This is a genomic window from Ruegeria sp. CDSB136 (genome assembly GCF_059610965.1).
In genome coordinates, this window is record NZ_JBXWOP010000002.1 from 77,378 (window position 1) to 94,077 (window position 16,700).

The window sequence follows — 16,700 nt, forward strand, 5'->3', positions numbered from 1 at the left end:
ATGTCCCATCCGTTTCAACTTGCGGCCTGCGCCGAGATGCTCTGGCTGGATAAACCTCTGCACTGGCGGGCGGCGCGGCTGAAGGAAATGGGGTTCGGCGTGGGCCTTTGGAGCTGGCCTGATCTGGACATAGCAAAGCTTGAAGCCACCGGCGCGGAATTCACCATCATGGACGGCTATGTCGAAGGACGACTGGCCGACGAAGAAGGCGCCGAGATGCTGCTGAAAACCGCACGCGAGTCGGCACAGGTCGGCAAGCGGCTGGGTGTACAACGCCTGAATTTGCATGGAACGGGTCTGGGCGAAAGCGGCATACCAATCTGGCAGCATGATGTCGTGACCGGCCAGATGTGGCTGAAAGCGCGCGATACGCTGAACCGCATTTGTGATCTGGCCGAGGAGGAAGGCGTGGTCTTCACGCTGGAAAACCTCAACCAACTGGACCATCCCGGTTGTCCGTTCGGATCGACCGAAGACGTTCTGGCCCTGGTGTCGTCTGTTGACCGCCCTCAGCTGCGCATCAATCTGGATCTCTATCACACGCAAATCGGCGAAGGCGACCTGATCCGCTGGTGCGACAAATGCCTGCCCTGGATCGGTGAGATTCAGGTGGCTGACAATCCCGGCCGATGTGAGCCCGGAACGGGCGAGGTCAACTACGCCTCGGTCGCGCGTGCGCTTTTTGATCTTGAGTATCGGGGGCCGGTGGGCATGGAAGCCTACGCGCTGGAGGATCCCGAAACTGCGCTGGCCGCGTTCCGAGCGGCATTCACGGTCTGACGATTATCGCTGTAGTGGGGCGCCGAATGCGCGGATCACCGTTCGGGCGGCGGCTTCGACCGGATCGTGCGTCTCTTTCAAAATGGTGACACGATCGAACCGGTCGGGGTCGCGGTTGACCGCGTCGCGCAATGCGGCGCCAAAGGCCATGCGCAGCTCGGTTCCGATGTTGAATTTGCAGATCGAGCTGTCACGCGCCAGCCGGCTGCGCTGTTCCACCGGCACACCGGAGCCGCCATGAATCACCAATGGCACGTCTGTCATCGCGTCGATCCGCGCGATGCGGTCCTCGTCCAGACCGCCTTCCTTGTTTTCCTGCAAATGGACATTTCCGACCGAGATCGCCATCGCATCCACACCGCTTTCGCGGGCGAATTTTGCAGCTTCTTCCGGATCGGTTCCGTTTGATCCCTCGCCCCCCGAATAGCCGACAAAACCGATCTCGCCCTCGCAGGAAATCCCTGCCGCATGGGCCATTTCGGCAATCGCCGCCGTTTCATCGATATTTTGCTGCAGTGGCTTGCGCGACCCATCGAACATCAACGAGGTAAAGCCGCTGTCCTGCGCTATTTTGCATTCCTCGAACGTGTAGCCATGGTCCAGATGCGCGACGACAGGAACCGAGGCGTTTTCGGCCAGATGCCGGAACATCTTGCCAAGAATCGGCAACGGCGTGTGCTCGCGGCAGCTGGGGCCCGCCTGCAGGATCACCGGCGCGTTTTCCGCCTCGGCCGCGGCTACATAGGCGCGCATGTCTTCCCACCCCAGCGTGACAAGGCCCCCCACGGCATAGCCCTGTTCATAGGCGGGCCTCAGAACTTCGGAAAGCGTAACAAGGGTCATTTGAATTTCGCGATCATGTCTTTGATGCCTGGAATCGTCTCAATCTGGTAGGCATGTGTCGGCTGGAAATACTGCACCAGCGAGCGCTGGCTGAGGCCGCCGAGGATGGTGAAATAGTACATCTCATACCCCGGCAGTACGCAGCAGGGATGATAGCCGTTGTCGATGCAGATCGTGGATCCGTCGACAATATGATAGGCATCGCCGGGTTCGTTGTCCTCGCGCTGCAGCATTTGCAGGCCAGACCCCCAGTTGGGTTTGAAACGGAAATTGTAGGTCTCGTCATGCCGGGATTCGTCCGGCAAGCGATTGGTGTCGTGTTTGTGGCTGGGGAAACCCGACCATCCGCCCTGACCGACTGTGAACAACTCGCTGACCAACAGGCGACCAACCTTGTCATGCTGTTTCTGGCCGAGGATGTGCTTGATCTTGCGGTGCGTTTTGGTGTCGTCGCTGCCGTATTGCACAAGGTCATGCTGGCGCACATCGAACGGATCCAGAACCTTGTCGTATTTTGCACCCGCAACAAACACCTCGGTCTCGTCCGACACGCAGACCATCTGCGCCTTTGCGCCCACCGGCACATAGACACCTTCCGGCTCGCCGTCCCAGACATCGTCGCCCCGGTTGCCCAACCGGGGGAACTGAACCCCTTCGACATCGACATCGACACTGCCGGTGGCGGGCACGATGCAGGTCTCATAGCCGGGCACCTGATATTCGAACGCCTCGCCCTTCTTCAGCTTGACGATGTTGAAATAGTTCAGCGGAACGGTCGGATCGTCCGCGTCGACGATCGGGTTGTTCCGGTTGTCATAAGGCGCGATATGCATATCAAACTCCTATGAGGTGGGGCCGGGATGCGCGGCCAAAAAAGCGTTCAGTTCCGGCGTCGTCGGCATGGCGGGGGCGCAACCGGGTTGCGACACCACAATCGAGGCACAGGCCGAGCCACGCATCACGGCATCTTCCAGCGAATACCCCGCCGCAATTGAGGCCAGCAGACCGGCCATGAAACTGTCGCCGGCGCCGACGGGCTTGATCGCATCGACAGGGTAGATTCCGGTCGTGATCTCCTGACCGTCAGCAAGGGTCACGGCACCTTTTTCGCCCATCTTGTAAATCACGACGCGGCCCGGTTTTGCGGCCAGTTCACGGGCCTTGGCAAACCCCTTGTCGATGCCACCCGCCATGAACCCGAATTCTTCGTCATTGCCCACGATCAGGTCGCTCGCTTCGCCTGCCCGGGACAGAACGTCGGTGGCAACCTCGGGCGAAGGCCAGCTATAGGGGCGATAGTCGATGTCGAAAATCACCGGCAGACCTGCGTTGCGCGCGTTCTCGAAGGCGCGGAACGTGGCGCTGCGTGAGGGTTCCGAAGCAAATACCGTTCCGGCAGAAAGGACGGCTGAGAAGGCGCCGTAGTCGACCTTGTCCACATCCTCTTCCGTGACCTGGAAATCGACCGCGCCGTTGCGATAGATCACGTTCTGGAAGTTCTCGGTCGTGCTTTCATAGATCGCCATGGACATGCGGTATTCACCGCCGACCACGCGGATGTAGGATGTATCCACGCCGTAGTGCCGCAACCGGTTCAGGCAAAACCGCGCAACGGCGTCGTCCGAAACCGACGTGACCAGCGATGCCCGGCTGCCCAGCTTGACCAGACCGGCACATATGTTGGCGGACGAGCCACCCAGATCGGCGTGGAAGGTATCGGCATCCTCGCTTTTGACACCGATCGGGGTCGCGAACAAATCCATGCCTGCGCGCCCGAAAACGGCAAACCGGTTTCCTTTGATACCATCTATCAAAGCGCTCAATTCATGTCCTCCGGCAAAATGGGGTCGGCAAAGTTTGGACCTTGCGTTGAATCGATTCACACGATACTGATTTTGCAACCGGTTGCAAATGATATGTTCGGAGCCGTGACAGATGCCTGAAATCGGAATTGGAATTGTTGGTGGCGGCTATATGGGCAAGGCCCATTCCGTTGCCATGGCGGCGGTGGGCGCGGTGTTCAACACCGCGTTGCGTCCGCGTCTCGAGATGATCTGTGCCTCTAGCCTCGAAAGCGCAGAACGGTATCGGACGGCCTATGGATTCAAGCGCGCGACCGGTGATTGGCGGGCGCTTGTCAACGATCCGGAGGTCGAGGCCGTGGTCATCGCCTCGCCGCAGGAAACCCACCGCCAGATTGCCGAGGCGGCCTTTGCCCTGGGCAAGCCGGTACTGTGCGAAAAACCTCTGGGCGCATCGATGGAGGATGGCGAGGCAATGGTTGCCGCAGCCGAAGCGGCCGGTGTCGCGAACATGGTCGGGTTCAACTATGTCCGCACGCCCGCGACTCAATTTGCACGGAAACTGATTGCTGACGGAGAATTGGGTGATGTCACCTGGTTCCGGGGCGAACATACCGAGGACTTTTATGCCGATCCCGACGCTCCGGCCACGTGGCGCACGACGGGCATGGCCAACGGAACCATTGGCGATCTTGCGCCCCATATGGTCAATGGCGCGCTTGCCTTGATGGGACCGATTGCCGAGGTGATGGCCGAGGTTGAAACCGTCCACGAAAACCGCCCAGGCGGCAAAGTCACCAATGACGACCATGCCCAGATCATGTGCCGGTTCGCAAATGGCGCGATGGGCAATATCTATGTCAGCCGCATCTCAACCGGGCGTAAGATGGGCTACGCATATGAGATTTCGGGCACCAAGGGCGCGCTTCGGTTCGATCAGGAAGACCAAAACGCCCTTTGGTTCTATCGCCGCGAAGGTTCCGAGGCGCATCGCGGATTTACCAAAATCCTGACAGGCCCCGCGCACCCCGACTATGAACCCTTTTGTCAGGGCCCGGGTCACGGCACTGGTTATCAGGACCAGATCATCATTGAGGCCAAGGACTTCCTGCAGGCCATCGACACTGGCGAGCCGATCTGGCCAACTTTCCGCGACGGGCATGAGGTCAACCGCGTGCTGGCGGCTGCACTGGCATCGTCGGAGCAGCGGCAATGGACAGAGATCCGCGATTTCTGATCGCAAAAACACCAAATTTCTACAGAGAGAAAAAACCATGGCAAAGCTGAAATGGGGCATGATTGGCGGTGGCGAAGGCAGCCAGATCGGACCCGCGCACCGTCTGGGCGCTTTGGCGGACGGGCAGTTTGAATTTGCGGCAGGTGCGCTGGATCACCGCCCCGATGTGGGCCGCGAATATGCGCAGCGACTGGGCATTGCTGCCGATCGCGCCTATGGCGGCTGGCAGGACATGCTGGCGGGCGAAAAGGAGCGCCCCGACCGCATCGATCTGGTGACGATCGCCACCCCGAATGCGACGCATTTCGAGATCGCGAAAGCCTTTCTTGAGGCCGGGTTCAACGTGCTGTGCGAAAAGCCCATGACCATGACCGTCGAAGAAGGCGAAGAGATCGTCCGCATAGCGCAGGCGTCGGGCAAGATCTGCGCCGTGAACTATTGTTATTCCGCCTATCCTATGGTGCGCCAAGCCCGCGCCATGGTGCGGGCGGGCGAGATCGGCAATGTGCGGCTGGTGGTGACCAATTTCAGCCACGGACATCACGGCGACGCCACGGATGCCGACAACCCCCGTGTGCGCTGGCGTTATGACCCGGCGATGGCTGGCGTTTCGGGCCAGTTCGCTGATTGCGGCATTCACGCCCTGCACATGGCCAGCTTCATCTGCGACGACGAGGTCGAAAAGCTCTCGGCCGATCTGGCCTCGACCATTACGAGCCGCGTGCTTGAAGACGATGCGATGATCAATTTCCGCACCCGGAAAGGCACGGTTGGACGGCTCTGGACATCGTCCGTGGCCATCGGGCGTCAGCACGGGTTCGACATTCAGGTTTTTGGCGAAACCGGTGGGTTGCGCTGGACCTCGGAACAGCCCAACCAGCTGATTTATACACCCGTGGGCGGCAGAACCCAGATCATCGAAAAAGGCGAGGGCGGTCTGCATGAAGAGACTCAGCGTCTGTCACGCGTTGCCATCGCCCACCCCGAAGGTTTCCCACTGGCTGTGGCCAACATCTATTGCGATCTGGCCGATGCCATCCGGGGTGAGCTGCGCGACGGTCTGCCTACGCCGTCGGACGGCGTCCGCTCGATCGCGGCGGTTCATGCCGCGGTCGCTTCGTCGAAAGAAGATGGCGTCTGGAAAGACGCCCGTCCGCCGATGTTCCGCTGATTATGAGCGGGGCCGCAACGTGCCCCGCTCAATCACCCGGCAGGGGAAGATACGTGCTTCGGGATACCGGGCGGGGTCCTTCAACATCTCCTCGACCAGATCGACGGACGAGGTGATGATCTGCTTGATCGGCTGGTGAATGGTCGTCAGATTCACGCTTTCCCAGCGCGACATTTCCATATCGTTCAGACCGATGATGCCGATATCGATGCCCGGTTTCAGCCCGTGATCAGACAGTGCGGACAACGCCCCGATCGACAGGATGTCATCGCCGCAGAAATACCCGTCGGCCGGAGCCCCTTCCAGGAGTCGCAGCATCTCGGCGCGCCCGGCTTCGAACGAATAGTTGTCGGCGAAAGAATGCGACACTTCAAGGTCGGTGTATTTTTCGACCTCTTCCATAAACCCGCGATACCGGTCCATGGCCGAAGTCGCATCCTTGGGGCCACCCAGATATCCGACACGCTTGTAGCCGCGTGCCATCAACTCGCGCGCGGCCATGCGCCCGCATTCCACATTGTCGATTCCCACGACGTGGACTTCGGGCGAGGTGGCAGACCGACCGAACGTGTGCACAACGGGGACGCCTGCATCGTGAAACGCCTTGGCAAAGCTCGGCGGCAGAGTGGACGAAGCGACAATCACCGCATCAACCGAATACTGCCGCAGCATCCTGACCGAATTCGCGGGCTCCGTTTCGTCCGTCAGATTGACAATCAGCGGGCGCAGCCCGCGTTCCTGCAGGGCGCGGGTGAACTGGTCGAACACCTCAAGAAATATCGGGTTGTGAAAGTTGTTGGAAATCAGCCCGATCAGCTTGGTCCGCCCTGTCGTCAGAGAGGATGCAAGCGCGTTGGGGCTGTACCCCAGTTCCTGCGCGGCTTTTTCGACCTTGCTGCGGGTCTTGGCCGAAACCGACGCGCCCTCGGTAAACGTGCGCGAGACCGCCGAGCGCGAGACGCCGGCAAGGGCTGCAACATCTTTGAGCGTGACACTCATGATTGGTGTCTGTGGATTGGGGGGAGGCTAGGAAGTAATTTCATAGTAGCACTATGCACCTTTGCACGAAACTTGCAATCGGTTGCAATGCGGCGGGTCCAGTGGCGCAGATGATGGCGTTAGTCCCTTGAAGCAGGCGGCGTGTCATGCCCAAAAAACGCATAAGTCTGGCGCGCCCTCAAGCTGATCGTATGTCAGCCGTCCAGCACCGCGTCCGCAGCCGTTTTGAGAGCAAATGAGATTATGGGCTGCGATACATTGTGCAGCCTGACCTCTCCCAGGGGAACGGCGTTCGAACAGGCGGGTTCAATGTCCTTTGACACGACGATCCTGTGGTTTGCCGACTTCCCGTATTCACCAAGCCGGGCCGCTATATTGGCGGCCTGACCGATGACGGTGAAATCCAGCCGCTCGCGAGAGCCGACATTGCCATACGTCACCCGGCCATAGGCCAACCCGATCGAGCAGTCGCAATGCGCATCCGAGCCCTCCCCGCGCAGGGTGGCCAGTTTTTCCACGATCCCGATGGCCGAACGCTGCGCATTGGTGCGGGCGGCGGCGGCATCGTCGCCTGCCGGAAACACCGCAAGAACCGCATCGCCGATGAATTTCAGAACCTCGCCACCGTTTTCGTGCACGATCCCCGAAACCGTCTCGAAGAAATCGTTGAGCAGGTTGATATAGGCTGATCGGCCCAGTTTCTCTTCAAGGCTGGTCGAATTGCGAAGGTCGCAGAACATGATTGCGGCATCGATTTCATCGCCGTCGCCGCGTCGGATCTCGCCGCCCAGAACCCGTGCGCCCGTGCGTTTGCCGACATAGGTTTCCAGCAGTACCTGCGCGTTTTCGCGCTGCATGAACACCTCGTAAAACCGCGCGATTACGGCTGAGCATTCAAAGACCAGCCCAAGGTTTTCGGTGGTGAACCCATCCGGGTGATCGCAGGTCAGGGTCAGTACATTGGTGCGCCCGTCCGAAAAGCGCAGCGGCATGGCAACGTAATCGGTGGCGCCTTTTGCGCGCAGGTCTTCCATGATCGGAAAGCTGTTATGGGGATTATCGTCGTTCAGCCGCTGACGTACCCCGCCCAGCCCGTTTGAGACGTGGCGCAGTGGGCTGTTGATATAGGCGGGGTGATCGTGAATTTCATAGGTCGGGACGTTGGTCGAAATCTCGGCCGCGCCTTTTTCCCAGATGTAGTGTTTTCCCGCGATCAGCGGGTGCAGGGACCAGGCCAGAATGCTGAGGCGCTGAATGTGAATACCATGGTCCAGCATCTTTTCTGCAAGGGCCTTGGTGAAGGCTTCGGGCGTTTCGTTCTCTGATGCGCCGCGCATCAGCCAATCGATCAGAGGGCCGCTGATGTTGCCATCCTGCGGTTCGCGAAGCGTGTTTTCCCCTAGATCCAGATCGGTATACGCATTGCGCATGAACCCGATGTGACCTTGTATGGCGGCGCTTTCGGGCAGGGCATCCTCATACGCCCAGACGGAGTTTCCCAGGCGCTCGCCGGCCAGAATCACATCATGATAGGTCGCGGTTCCTTTGAACGGGCAGAAGGTCTGCAATTCGGTTTCATCGCTCAGATCAACACAGACATCCTCGCGGGGTATGTAGATCATCGGCGCAAGGCGTGTTTCATACATGACCTTGGCGTTTGCGCTTTCCGCCAGAAGGATCTGATCGCGGTATATCGCAATCCGCCCCTTCAGCCGTTCGACCGAGATTCCATATCCTTTGGTTTCAGGTTTGGCGTGGATGTTCATCATCAACCTCCGCTGGCGCAGGTCTTTAAAGGATGGGCCTTCACCGCCGGTTTTCCAAGGGCGTTAACGATGATTTGCAGAATTGTGCGCGGCAATGCTTGCGGATCAGACCATCTGAATGACGTCTTTTTCGATCGAAAGCATATAGCCCTTTTTGGCAATATTCTTGACCAGCAATTCGCTGACCATCTGATTGCCCAATGCATCACGCAGCCGCTTGATCCGGGTGGCACCGGCGGCCTCGTCGCAGTCGGCGGCATCCCTGCCCGAAATCATCGCTTCGATCTGAGCGCCGGACAGAACCTCGTCATCAAGCCGGGACTCGGCCAGAACCGACAGGGTTTCCATCGCCGCCGGGGTCAGTTTGAAATCCATGTTGTTGAGATAGACGGTGTTTTCCTCGCGGCTGATCAGCAGCGACGTCACCTGAATGCCCGTCCGTTCGATCTGCGCCATGCGCCGGTTCAGCAGCACGAGCATCACCAGAAACACCAGGGCCGAGATCAGCATCGCGCTGGCAAAGACCAAAAGGACAAAGATCACCATCCGGTAGCTGGACAGCGTGTCGGCAAATGCCGTGCCGGATTGGGCCAGAATCTCCAACAGGCGAATCTCGGTTTGCGAAGTCAGATCGGACTCGATGAACAGGCGCTCGACACGGGCGTTGAAGGCGTTTGCATCTGGCAGGGTCCAGAACAGGAAGACGGCTGCCGTAACCAGAATCAGGACAATCGCGGCAATGCCCGCGCCAACTAGCCGCGCACCGGATCGCCGGGCCTCAGAAACGGAGAAAGAATTTTCCGGCATTTGCCTTCCTTTGATCCAATCCTTCGGGTCCGAATACGGATATGACGTTCAACAAGGTCCAGCCCGAAGCGCCGAGGCGTTGGGCGACCTCGGATTTGGCCTGTCCCTTGTCGCAGGCTGCAACCTGCATGACGCCATAATGCAGCCGCAGGGGGTTGTCCTGTTTGGCCTTGTAATCCGCATAACACTGGGCCGCCGCCGCAGTGGGTCCCAGCGATATCAGGGCCATGAAGACCAGAGAAGTGAGGATCTGTTTCATAGGCCGCATCCTGCGCATGAGGTGGCCGGAAATTCAATATCTCAATGGGTTTGCAACGCTGATATCGGATAACAACCGCCCGTTATTGCTTGTCCGGCATGGTCGGCCCCAGGTTCTGGTCATCAAGTTCCCGGCCGTGAGCAGGCCGCCCGCAAAAAGACAAAGGACAGGCATAATGCACAGGAAATTCATTGCGCTGATCGTTGCGACCGCCATCACGATAACCGGCATTTCCGTGTCACAGGCGCGCGCAGCCGACACCAGGGATCTGCTGGGCGGATTGGCGGCGCTGGCCCTAATTGGGGCGGGTGTTCACTACTACAACAAGGAAAGGCGCGCGGATCAGGCAACACGGCAGCACGCGCCGGTCTACCAACCCCCTGTCGTCGATCACTACCCGGTGCGCCCGCGGCCGCAGCGGCTGGCGCGATATGACCTGCCGCAGCGGTGCCTGCGCACCTTCAAGTCGTATTCGAACAAGCGCCCCCTGCTGACGCCGAAATGCCTCGGCAAGCATTACCGATATTCCGATAGCCTGCCCCGCCAGTGCGAAGTTGGTTTCTGGGATGGCAAAAAGGTCAAGCGGGCATACGAACCCGCATGCCTGCGCCAGCAAGGATACCGTGTGGTTCACCAGTAACGGGTTTCGAGCAGGAGCGGCGCCACAGAAGCGCCGTGCAGGAGAGGGTGGCGCAGGCTGCCCTCTCTTTTTTCTTGCGGTATTGGCCGAAAAGCGCTTTGCCGGACGTATGACACAACCGAATTTCGATCTGGAACAGGCGCTTCTGGCGCGGGGGCATATCAGGGTTGCCGGCGTTGACGAAGTCGGGCGCGGCCCGCTGGCCGGACCTGTGGTTGCCGCTGCGGTCATCCTGAACCCCGATGATATCCCCGAAGGTCTGAATGATTCCAAAAAACTGACCGCAAAGCGCCGCCAAGCGCTGGACGTTGCGCTGCGCGAACGGGCCGAAATCGCGTTGGGCGAGGCTTCGGTGCCGGAAATAGATGAACTCAACATATTGCGTGCCTCGCATCTGGCCATGACGCGCGCGGTTCAGGCTTTGGACCCGGCCCCGGATTTTCTGCTGATCGACGGCAACATGATTCCGCGCGGGCTGAAACTGCCGTCCCAGGCGGTGGTCAATGGGGACGCCCGATCGCTGTCGATTGCGGCGGCCTCGATCATCGCGAAAAACTGGCGCGATTGGGTGATGGTGGATTTGGCGCAACAGCATCCCGGCTATGGGTGGGAGGCAAACGCCGGATATCCGACAAAACAGCACCGCGACGCGCTGCAAAATCTTGGTGTCACCCCACATCATAGACGTTCGTTTAAACCGGTCCACAATATCTTGTATCAAGAGTAAATCGTAAGTCGCTGATTCAAAAAAGAAATTGACGGCGAATCGTCTTTGACTCATCCTTGTCTCAACCAAATGAGCGCAAAAGCGCCGTGGAACCGAGGCAGTGAAATGACCACAATCAAGACAAAGGGCGCGGCGGCGCTCCCTATAAACACGATTCTATCCGGCGACTGCATAGATGTGATGAACAGTCTGCCTGAGGCGTCGGTGGACCTGATCTTTGCAGACCCGCCATATAACCTGCAACTGAAAGGCCAGCTTCACCGCCCTGACAACAGCCAGGTAGATGCCGTCGACGATCACTGGGATCAGTTTTCCAGTTTTGGTGCCTACGACCAGTTCACGCGTGACTGGCTGAAGGCGGCGCATCGCCTGCTGAAGCCGAATGGCGCGATCTGGGTGATCGGCTCTTACCACAACATCTTCCGCGTGGGATCCGCCCTTCAGGATGCCGGGTACTGGATTCTGAATGACGTCGTGTGGCGTAAATCGAACCCGATGCCGAATTTCCGGGGCAAGCGGTTCACCAACGCACACGAGACGATGATCTGGGCATCCAAGCGCGAAGGCGCGAAGTACACGTTCAACTACGAAGCTCTGAAGGCCCTGAACGAAGGCGTGCAGATGCGCAGTGACTGGGTGCTGCCGATCTGCACCGGGCACGAGCGTCTGAAGGATGAAAACGGTGACAAGGCACACCCGACGCAAAAGCCGGAATCACTGCTGCACCGTGTTCTGATCGGCTCGACCAATCCCGGTGATGTCATTCTGGACCCGTTCTTTGGCACCGGTACGACCGGAGCTGTCGCCAAGATGCTGGGACGTGAGTTCATCGGGATCGAGCGCGAGGAAAGCTATCGCAAGGTTGCCGAGAAACGCATTGCCAAAGTGCGCAAATTCGACCGTGAAGCGTTGGAGGTCAGCGCCAGCAAGCGCGCCGAGCCGCGTGTGCCGTTCGGCCAACTGGTCGAACGTGGGATGCTGCGCCCGGGCGAGGAGCTGTATTCGATGAACCAGCGCCACAAGGCCAAGGTTCGTGCGGACGGAACGCTGGTGGGCCAGAACGTCAAAGGCTCGATTCATCAGGTCGGTGCACATCTGGAAAACGCACCGTCCTGCAACGGCTGGACCTACTGGTGCTTCAAGCGCGACGGCAAGACAGTGCCGATCGACGTGCTGCGCCAGCAGATTCGGGCCGAGATGCACAACTGAATTTACCAATACCGCCGGTGCCTGTGGCCTGACACAAGGCACTAAGCCTTGCCCCGCCGTTTTCGGCGGGGTCTTTTGTTTTGCGCCGCACGATGCTTGGATAGCTACAATTCCGGTTCCCAGCCGTGCAACAACGGAGCAGCAACCATGACGGACACCACGGCCAGCACATCCCGATTTAACCGTTTTTTCTTCACGAAACCAGATAGTTACGATCTGGACAACAAGTACACTCTGGCAGCTATGGAACAGCACAAGCGCGAGGGGCTGGAACTGGCTGTACGCGCGCGGTGGATCGCGATGGGATTGACGGGGGTTCTGCTGATCTATCTGAACCCGCACCCTGAGGTTTTATATTACCATTTCATTCTGCTGCTAATCTGCGCAAATGGCTGGCTGATCCGGCGTGCAGGACGGGTCGGGCAATCGCGAATCGAACTGTTGCTGATCTTTGTTGATCTGATGATCATGACCCTGGGGATGATCATCCCAAACCCGTTCAGCGACGATGTCCGACCGTTGGCCATGCAATACCGGTTCGATAACTTCCAGTATTTCTTCATTATTCTGGCTGCGGGTACGCTTGCCTATTCCTGGCGCACCGTTGTTGCGCTGGGCACCTGGACGGCGGCCATGTGGACAGTCGGCTGGATCATCGCCTGGTGGGTGGCAGCGCCCATTCCAGGCATCAGCGAGCGGGTGGCAGAAGCCCTGAAAGGGTATCCGGATGTGGCTGAACTGCTTGATCCCAACAGCTTCATGGTGTCGCAGCGCGTACAGGAGGTGATTGTCTTTCTGATGGTCGCAGTGACCCTTGGCGTATCCATGCGGCGTCTCAACCGGCTGCTGCTGAGCAACGCGGGGCTTGTGCGCGAGCGGGCCAATCTGTCGCGGTATTTCTCGCCAAATGTGGTCGACGAGTTGAGCCAGAATGACGAACCGCTCAAGCAAATCCGTAAGGAAAACATCGCTGTCCTGTTCATCGACATTGTCGGGTTCACCAAGTTTGCGGCCGGTCGTGATCCTTACGAGGTGATCGAGGTTCTGCGCGGGTTTCACGCACGCATGGAGACCGAGGTGTTTCGGCATCACGGAACGCTGGACAAGTACCTTGGGGACGGGTTGATGGCCACGTTTGGTACCCCGGTGCCCACATCATTGGACGCTAGCAACGCGGTGGCCTGCGCCCGCGACATGGTGGGTGTGATTGATAGATGGAATCTGGAACGGCGGCGCGCAGGTGAGCCCGAGATCCATGTGGGGATCGGCGTTCACTATGGTTCGGTGGTGTTGGGAGATATTGGGGCCAACAGGCTGGAATTCGCGGTGATCGGAGACGCAGTCAATGTGGCGGCGAAACTTGAGGCGACGACCCGAACCCTGGGCGCGCGGGTTGTCCTGAGTGACGCAGTGTTCAGGCAGGCGAAGCAGGAAAACCAGCTCTCATCTCTGGATGGGTTCACAAAACGGGAAAACCAGGCCGTGCGCGGTGTTGAGACGCCCGTGGATGTCTGGGTACTTTGAGCAGCAAGCGCTCCCGCCGATTTATCCTGCATCGCAGATGCAATCTAAATCGTTGGGCCGGGCAGCACGCCGAGGCGTGCTGCGGTCAGGCTTTGGGCATCGGGTTCTGCGCCTTGTTGTAGGGCCCCCAGTCCGTGATATCGGGGTAATATTGACGCCGCCATGCGCGAACCCGCGGGTTCATCACTTGCCGCCAGATAGGCGGGATCATCGCGGCAATGGTCATGACCGGATAGCCGTGTGGCAGTTGGGGGGCGGTGTCCTCGGAATGGTGTTGCAGAAGTGGGAAGCGGCGGTTCGGCTTGTAATGATGGTCCGAATGGCGTTGCAGGTTGATCAGCAGCCAGTTCGATGCCTTTTGCGACGCGTTCCACGAATGGTGCGGGTGGACGTGTTCGTATTTTCCGTCGCCCAGATGTTTCCGGGTCAGACCGTAATGTTCCACGTAGTTCACCAGTTCAAGCTGCCAGACCGCGACTCCGGCCTGCAGCAGGAACAGGCCCAGTCCGGACCAACCGCCCAGTGCAACCGCCAGCAGCAGCATCCCTCCTTGCAGGGCCCAATACCGCCAGAACGGATTTGACCGATCGGTCCAGGGCCGGTCCTTGCGGCCGAGTTTGGCCTTTTCCGCACGGAACGCCGAGACAAGACATTCGCGCAGGACACGGGGATAAAACCGGTGAAATCCTTCGTTGTAACGCGCCGTGACCGGATCGCGCGGCGTGCCCACGTAGCGGTGATGCACCAGCAGATGTTCAGAGCGGAAGTGGGAATACAGAACCATGGACAGCAGGATGTCTCCCAGCCAGCGCTCAAGCCTGCCTTTCTGATGCATCAGTTCATGGCTGTAATTGATCCCGATTGTGCCCGAGAGTACACCCATGCCGAAGAAAAGGCCGATCTTCGCAGCCACGCTCAGGTGGTCCGTGTGCGTGGCGTACCAGATCAGGCCGAACAATGTCAGGAACTGCAGCGGGACCCAGATTTTAGTCAGCCAGATATACCAGCCAAGCATGGAATCGGGCGTATCCGGGTCGCCATTTTCAAGCTCCATCCCCGTCAAACGGTCGAGCAGGGCAAAGGTCCACCATGTCGACAACGGAACCAGCAGAACCCATGCGCCGCCCAGAACGGCCGTTACCCAGATCACGGGGATCAGAAGGATAGAAAGCCAAAAGGGCAGGGCCGATTGCCAGCGTGACAGGGTGTCTTGTGCGATCATGGTCGGGCTCCGCAAGTGTGGCCCGACACTAGCCGGGCATTGAGCTGTGATTCAACGGCTCAATGGTCGCGCCACAGATCGTAAGCCTTGCGCATGACGGTCGGCAGGTCACCGGGTCGGAACGCGTGTTTTTCAATGATGGTCAAGCCCGCCGGGGCCGAGTTTTCAGGCAGGGGCGCCGCCCAGATGCGCAGCACCAGATGGAAATGGGTGAACGTGTGGCGCACTTCCGCTGGCAGGACCTGCCAGTTTCCCGCAAAAGGTGGCGATTCGATCGGCGTGTCGGACCAGTCCGAACCTGGCCAGCCCAGCATCCCCCCCAGCAATCCCTTGTCCGGTCGGCGTTCCAGCAGCATCGCACCATCCCCGCGCTGGGCAATATAGACATGCCCGTATCGTGTGGGTTTCGGCATTTTGGCCGTCTTCCGGGGCAATTCCGCCTGCGTGCCCGCTAGGCGGGACTGGCAGGGCGCGCGCAGGGGGCAAATGCCACAGGCCGGAGATTTCGGGGTGCAGATCGTCGCGCCAAGATCCATGACCGCCTGAGCATGATCGCCGGGCCGTTCCACCGGGGTCAGGCCCGCCGCCTTGTCCTTCAACTGTGGCTTCGAACCGGGCAGGGGATCGTGAATGTCGTAAAGCCGGGACATGACCCGTTCGACGTTGCCGTCCAGAACCGTTTCAGGGCGGTCGAAGGCGATGGAAGAAATGGCGGCAGCGGTATAGGGACCGATACCCGGCAGTTTCAACAGGTCGTCATATGTGTTGGGGAACTGGCCTGCATGCACATCAGTCACGATGCGCGCGCATTTCAGCAGGTTGCGGGCGCGGGCATAGTAACCCAGACCGGCCCATTCCCCCATGACCTGATCGTCAGGCGCCGCTGCCAAGGCGTCAACGGTCGGCCAGCGCGCGGTGAAGCGCAGGAAATAGTCCCGCACGGCGGCAACGGTGGTCTGCTGCAACATCACCTCGGACAGCCAGACATGGTATGGGTCGGGGCGGACCCCGGCAGCCCGCTCCGCGGGGCCGACACGCCACGGCATTTTACGTGCATGACGGTCGTACCAGTCCAGCAACGCCGTGCTGACGTTAAATTCAGTGATGTCACGCAACTTTTATGCCTCTCCGCGTCGGGTTTCGCTGGCGCCCGTTGTTCTGCCCATTACAATAGCCGCGCAGGAGTTGGAAACCAGATGCGACCGAGACGTTCGACCACCCGCGGGTTCAAACGGACCGCAACATTGCTGAACAATCAGATCCGTCAGGCCGGTGAAAGCCGGGGGTTTGCCGTATCGCGTCTACTGACCCACTGGGCCGAGATCGTTGGGCAGGACATTGCGGCCATCGCGCGGCCAGTCAAGGTTGGGTATGGCAAAGGGGGGATAGGGGCGACGCTGACCCTGCTGACCACCGGCCCGCAGGCACCGATGCTGGAAATGCAGAAAGAACAGCTGCGCGGCAAGGTGAATGCGGTTTATGGCTATAACGCGATCAGTCGCGTGCACATCACGCAGACCGCTCCGACAGGATTTGCCGAGGGGCAGGCCAGTTTCGACCACAAGCCGAAGCCGGCGAAACCCGAAATCAAACCCGAAATCGCTGCCGAGGCAGACAAAGTGTCGCGTGACGTAAACGATGGTGATTTGCGCGCGGCTCTTGAACGCCTGGGCCGCAACGTTTTATCCAGACAAAAACGCTGAGAAAGGGCTGA

Annotated in this window: 17 protein-coding genes; 8 read left to right on the plus strand and 9 right to left on the minus strand. The window is 59.4% G+C overall.

Annotated features, from left to right (window positions below):
* A complete protein-coding gene (locus AC2FIR_RS02765; protein ID WP_496745118.1) occupies positions 1-780 on the plus strand; it encodes a TIM barrel protein in 780 nt (259 codons plus the stop codon).
* A gap of 3 nt (positions 781-783) precedes the next feature.
* Here the strand turns inward: AC2FIR_RS02765 and AC2FIR_RS02770 are convergent, their stop codons facing one another.
* From AC2FIR_RS02770 to iolC, 3 genes are read right to left on the minus strand one after another with little or no spacing between them, the layout of a single operon-like run.
* Entirely contained in the window at positions 784-1,623 is an 840-nt protein-coding gene (locus tag AC2FIR_RS02770; protein WP_170614211.1) for a class II fructose-bisphosphate aldolase, read from the minus strand.
* Positions 1,620-2,456 (minus strand): 5-deoxy-glucuronate isomerase, encoded by an 837-nt coding sequence (locus AC2FIR_RS02775; RefSeq protein WP_170614212.1) that lies wholly within the window; start codon positions 2,454-2,456, stop codon positions 1,620-1,622. The genes AC2FIR_RS02770 and AC2FIR_RS02775 overlap by 4 nt, the downstream gene beginning before the upstream one ends.
* Positions 2,457-2,465: 9 nt before the next feature.
* Entirely contained in the window at positions 2,466-3,446 is a 981-nt protein-coding gene (gene iolC, locus AC2FIR_RS02780; protein WP_496745116.1) for a 5-dehydro-2-deoxygluconokinase, read from the minus strand.
* A 112-nt stretch (positions 3,447-3,558) separates the two neighbouring features.
* Here iolC and AC2FIR_RS02785 point away from each other — a divergent pair, with 112 nt between their 5' ends.
* Positions 3,559-4,662 (plus strand): Gfo/Idh/MocA family protein, encoded by a 1,104-nt coding sequence (locus tag AC2FIR_RS02785; RefSeq protein WP_170614214.1) that lies wholly within the window; start codon positions 3,559-3,561, stop codon positions 4,660-4,662.
* Positions 4,663-4,699: 37 nt separating this feature from the next.
* Positions 4,700-5,833, plus strand: coding sequence for a Gfo/Idh/MocA family protein (locus AC2FIR_RS02790; RefSeq protein ID WP_170614215.1), 1,134 nt, complete (start codon positions 4,700-4,702; stop codon positions 5,831-5,833).
* Here AC2FIR_RS02790 and AC2FIR_RS02795 read toward each other — a convergent pair whose 3' ends face one another.
* The 4 genes from AC2FIR_RS02795 to AC2FIR_RS02810 all read right to left on the minus strand — a co-directional run bounded on the left by AC2FIR_RS02795 (position 5,834) and on the right by AC2FIR_RS02810 (position 9,664).
* The gene (locus AC2FIR_RS02795; protein WP_170807286.1) at positions 5,834-6,832 is read right to left on the minus strand and encodes a LacI family DNA-binding transcriptional regulator; all 999 of its coding nucleotides are present in this window, start codon (positions 6,830-6,832) and stop codon (positions 5,834-5,836) included. It abuts the gene before it with no gap.
* 194 nt (positions 6,833-7,026) lie between these two features.
* Positions 7,027-8,598, minus strand: a complete 1,572-nt coding sequence (locus AC2FIR_RS02800) for a DUF427 domain-containing protein (RefSeq protein ID WP_496745114.1) — start codon at positions 8,596-8,598, stop codon at positions 7,027-7,029.
* Between the two features lie 105 nt (positions 8,599-8,703).
* Positions 8,704-9,405: a winged helix-turn-helix domain-containing protein gene (locus tag AC2FIR_RS02805; RefSeq protein ID WP_480812978.1), complete on the minus strand. Its 702-nt coding sequence runs from the start codon at positions 9,403-9,405 to the stop codon at positions 8,704-8,706.
* A complete protein-coding gene (locus AC2FIR_RS02810) occupies positions 9,377-9,664 on the minus strand; it encodes a hypothetical protein (RefSeq protein WP_496745111.1) in 288 nt (95 codons plus the stop codon). The genes AC2FIR_RS02805 and AC2FIR_RS02810 overlap by 29 nt, the downstream gene beginning before the upstream one ends.
* Before the next feature lie 175 nt (positions 9,665-9,839).
* Here AC2FIR_RS02810 and AC2FIR_RS02815 point away from each other — a divergent pair, with 175 nt between their 5' ends.
* The 4 genes from AC2FIR_RS02815 to AC2FIR_RS02830 all read left to right on the plus strand — a co-directional run bounded on the left by AC2FIR_RS02815 (position 9,840) and on the right by AC2FIR_RS02830 (position 13,764).
* Complete coding sequence (locus tag AC2FIR_RS02815) at positions 9,840-10,304, plus strand: hypothetical protein (RefSeq protein ID WP_321249627.1); 465 nt, start codon at positions 9,840-9,842, stop codon at positions 10,302-10,304.
* A 109-nt stretch (positions 10,305-10,413) separates the two neighbouring features.
* A complete protein-coding gene (gene rnhB, locus AC2FIR_RS02820) occupies positions 10,414-11,031 on the plus strand; it encodes a ribonuclease HII (protein WP_496745109.1) in 618 nt (205 codons plus the stop codon).
* A gap of 105 nt (positions 11,032-11,136) precedes the next feature.
* A complete protein-coding gene (locus tag AC2FIR_RS02825; protein ID WP_170614222.1) occupies positions 11,137-12,240 on the plus strand; it encodes a site-specific DNA-methyltransferase in 1,104 nt (367 codons plus the stop codon).
* Between the two features lie 147 nt (positions 12,241-12,387).
* A complete protein-coding gene (locus AC2FIR_RS02830; protein WP_496745107.1) occupies positions 12,388-13,764 on the plus strand; it encodes an adenylate/guanylate cyclase domain-containing protein in 1,377 nt (458 codons plus the stop codon).
* Positions 13,765-13,849: 85 nt separating this feature from the next.
* Here AC2FIR_RS02830 and AC2FIR_RS02835 read toward each other — a convergent pair whose 3' ends face one another.
* Both AC2FIR_RS02835 and mutY read right to left on the minus strand, forming a co-directional pair.
* Entirely contained in the window at positions 13,850-14,986 is a 1,137-nt protein-coding gene (locus AC2FIR_RS02835) for an alkane 1-monooxygenase (RefSeq protein WP_496745106.1), read from the minus strand.
* A 59-nt stretch (positions 14,987-15,045) separates the two neighbouring features.
* Positions 15,046-16,101, minus strand: coding sequence for an A/G-specific adenine glycosylase (gene mutY / locus AC2FIR_RS02840; protein WP_170614225.1), 1,056 nt, complete (start codon positions 16,099-16,101; stop codon positions 15,046-15,048).
* Between the two features lie 81 nt (positions 16,102-16,182).
* On the opposite strand from mutY, the gene AC2FIR_RS02845 reads away from it, so the two are divergent.
* Positions 16,183-16,689 (plus strand): DUF721 domain-containing protein, encoded by a 507-nt coding sequence (locus AC2FIR_RS02845; RefSeq protein ID WP_170614226.1) that lies wholly within the window; start codon positions 16,183-16,185, stop codon positions 16,687-16,689.
* The last annotated feature ends 11 nt before the right edge of the window (positions 16,690-16,700 follow it).

Coding starts and splice junctions, on each gene's coding strand:
- AC2FIR_RS02765 (WP_496745118.1), top strand. CDS start 1: ATGTCCCATCCGTTTCAACTTGCGGCCTGCGCCGAGATGCTCTGGCTG.
- AC2FIR_RS02770 (WP_170614211.1), bottom strand. CDS start 1,623: ATGACCCTTGTTACGCTTTCCGAAGTTCTGAGGCCCGCCTATGAACAG.
- AC2FIR_RS02795 (WP_170807286.1), bottom strand. CDS start 6,832: ATGAGTGTCACGCTCAAAGATGTTGCAGCCCTTGCCGGCGTCTCGCGC.
- AC2FIR_RS02785 (WP_170614214.1), top strand. CDS start 3,559: ATGCCTGAAATCGGAATTGGAATTGTTGGTGGCGGCTATATGGGCAAG.
- AC2FIR_RS02790 (WP_170614215.1), top strand. CDS start 4,700: ATGGCAAAGCTGAAATGGGGCATGATTGGCGGTGGCGAAGGCAGCCAG.
- AC2FIR_RS02815 (WP_321249627.1), top strand. CDS start 9,840: ATGCACAGGAAATTCATTGCGCTGATCGTTGCGACCGCCATCACGATA.
- AC2FIR_RS02805 (WP_480812978.1), bottom strand. CDS start 9,405: ATGCCGGAAAATTCTTTCTCCGTTTCTGAGGCCCGGCGATCCGGTGCG.
- AC2FIR_RS02830 (WP_496745107.1), top strand. CDS start 12,388: ATGACGGACACCACGGCCAGCACATCCCGATTTAACCGTTTTTTCTTC.
- AC2FIR_RS02835 (WP_496745106.1), bottom strand. CDS start 14,986: ATGATCGCACAAGACACCCTGTCACGCTGGCAATCGGCCCTGCCCTTT.
- AC2FIR_RS02800 (WP_496745114.1), bottom strand. CDS start 8,598: ATGAACATCCACGCCAAACCTGAAACCAAAGGATATGGAATCTCGGTC.
- AC2FIR_RS02845 (WP_170614226.1), top strand. CDS start 16,183: ATGCGACCGAGACGTTCGACCACCCGCGGGTTCAAACGGACCGCAACA.
- rnhB (WP_496745109.1), top strand. CDS start 10,414: ATGACACAACCGAATTTCGATCTGGAACAGGCGCTTCTGGCGCGGGGG.
- AC2FIR_RS02825 (WP_170614222.1), top strand. CDS start 11,137: ATGACCACAATCAAGACAAAGGGCGCGGCGGCGCTCCCTATAAACACG.
- AC2FIR_RS02775 (WP_170614212.1), bottom strand. CDS start 2,456: ATGCATATCGCGCCTTATGACAACCGGAACAACCCGATCGTCGACGCG.
- AC2FIR_RS02810 (WP_496745111.1), bottom strand. CDS start 9,664: ATGAAACAGATCCTCACTTCTCTGGTCTTCATGGCCCTGATATCGCTG.